We start from the raw sequence: 2,132 nt of genomic DNA on the forward strand, positions 1-2,132 counted from the left end.
CGGTCAGTCTGAACCATGTGGACGGCCTGGGCAGCGGCAGGATCATTGATAACGGCACGTTGCAGCTCGATGGCGCCAGCGGCACGCTGGACAATGCCATTGGCGGCACCGGAGCGGTCAACCTGAGCAACGCCAGCGCGCTGACGCTCGCGGGCAACAACACTCTGTCGGGCAGTTGGAACCTGGCAGCGGGCACGGCGCTGACGGCCTCGACGGCCAGTAACCTGGGTACGGCGGCGATCAACAACGCCGGCACCTTCAATATCGACACTGGCAGCAACTGGACCTTGAGCAACGCGCTCAATGGCGCAGGCGCCTTCACCAAGAACGGCACGGGTACGCTGACCATCGCCCGGGCCAACAGTGCCAGCGGGGCGACTACTATCCAGGGCGGCGTGCTGAAACTGAGCGACGCTGACGGCGTTGGCACCGGCACGGTGAACATCAACACCGCAGCGGGCAGTGCGACGACCGGGCTGGAGTTGGCGCTAGCCTCGGCCAGCACCTTCGACAACCTGCTGGCCGGTGCAGGCACGACCACGGTGAGCGGGGCGCAGGCCACGATCAGTGGCGCCAATGCGGCCTATACGGGGCAGTGGAAGGTGACCGGTACGGGTACCTTGGCGGTGGCTAATAACGCCACCAGCAGCACCGCCAACCTGGGCACCGGCGGGGTCGATATTGCCGCGGGCGGCATCGTCAACACCCTGACCAGCGGTGCCTTCAGCTTCGACAACGCACTGACCGGTGCCGGCACGCTGAACGCGTCCAACGCCAACCAGGCGTTCTCGTTCGGCACCGGTGCGGGCAACCGCTTCGCCGGCACCGTCAGCTTGAAGGACAACACCTTCGCCCTGGTGGGCGACAACACCACGGCACTGACCAACGCGACGCTGGAGGTGGGCGCAGGCAACGTGACCACGGTGGGCGATGGCAACCAGGTGATCGGCGGCCTGAACATCAATGGCGGCACGATACGGTTCAATGCCAGTGCACCGGATCAGGTGCTGGCGACCAGCCTGATCAAGACCGGCACGCTGGACGCCAGCCATACTGGCACGGTGGTCATCAATGTGCCGGCGCCGTTTGTTGCTCCCGGCAGGGACACGCCCAATACGTCCAACCTGCTGATGCAGGATGACGTGAACATCGGCGTGAAGTTGGTCGACGCGAGTGCGGTGAGCGGCAGCGGCGGCGCGCTGCGTCTGCTCGACCAGGATGGCAATGCCATCACGGCAGCACGTCAGGTGGACATCAGCCAGAATGGCAGCACCGTGGCCAAGGGCACCTATGACTATCGGCTGACCACGGGCACGGCAGGGGATGGCTTGTATGTGAACTACGGCCTCACACAGCTGGACCTGCAATCGGGCCAGACCTTGAGGCTGGCCGAGGATACTGGCGCGGCCGGGACTGCGGCGGACATGTCGGCCAAGATCACCGGCAACGGTAATCTGGCGATCGACGCCAGCAACACCATCACCCTGAGCAACGCCAGCAGCGACTACAGCGGCGAAACGAGTGTGAACTCGGGCACGCTGCGTGCAGGTGCCGACAACGCCCTGGGCCGGACCAGCAAGCTGAGCCTGGCCAACCTGGCCGGCTTCGACCTCAATGGCAAAACCCAGACGGTGGGCGTGCTCAACGCTGTGGCAGGGTCGAGCTTGAACCTGAACAACGGCACGCTGGCGGCGAGCAACGGTGGCACCTCGGCGGGTACCCTCAGTGGTGCGGGCCTGCTGCAGGTCAATGGCGGTACGCTGGACGTGCAGGGCAGCAACGCTGGCCTGAGCGCCGACACCCTCATCGCGACAGGGGCCACGGTCAGTCTGAACCATGTGGATGGCCTGGGCAGCGGCAAGATCACCGATAACGGCACGCTGTTGCTCGATGGAGCCAGCGGCACGCTGGACAATGCCATCGGCGGCACCGGGGCGGTCAACCTGAGCAACGCCAGCACAGTGACGCTCGCGGGCAACAACACCCTGTCGGGCAGCTGGAACCTGGCCATGGGCACTGCGCTGACGGTCTCGACGGCCAGTAACCTGGGCACGGCGGCGATCAACAACGCCGGCACCTTCAATATCGACACTGGCAGCAACTGGACCTTGAGCAACGCGCTCAATGGTGCA

General features: G+C 65.2%; 1 protein-coding gene. It reads left to right on the top strand.

Annotated features, from left to right (window positions below; genetic code table 11):
• Positions 1–2,132: autotransporter-associated beta strand repeat-containing protein (locus tag NPS47_RS25095; RefSeq protein WP_274297409.1), on the top strand; the 2,132-nt coding region annotated here is incomplete at both ends.

Source organism: Pseudomonas putida (genome assembly GCF_028682475.1).
GTDB classification, from domain to species: Bacteria; Pseudomonadota; Gammaproteobacteria; order Pseudomonadales; family Pseudomonadaceae; genus Aquipseudomonas; species Aquipseudomonas putida_AG.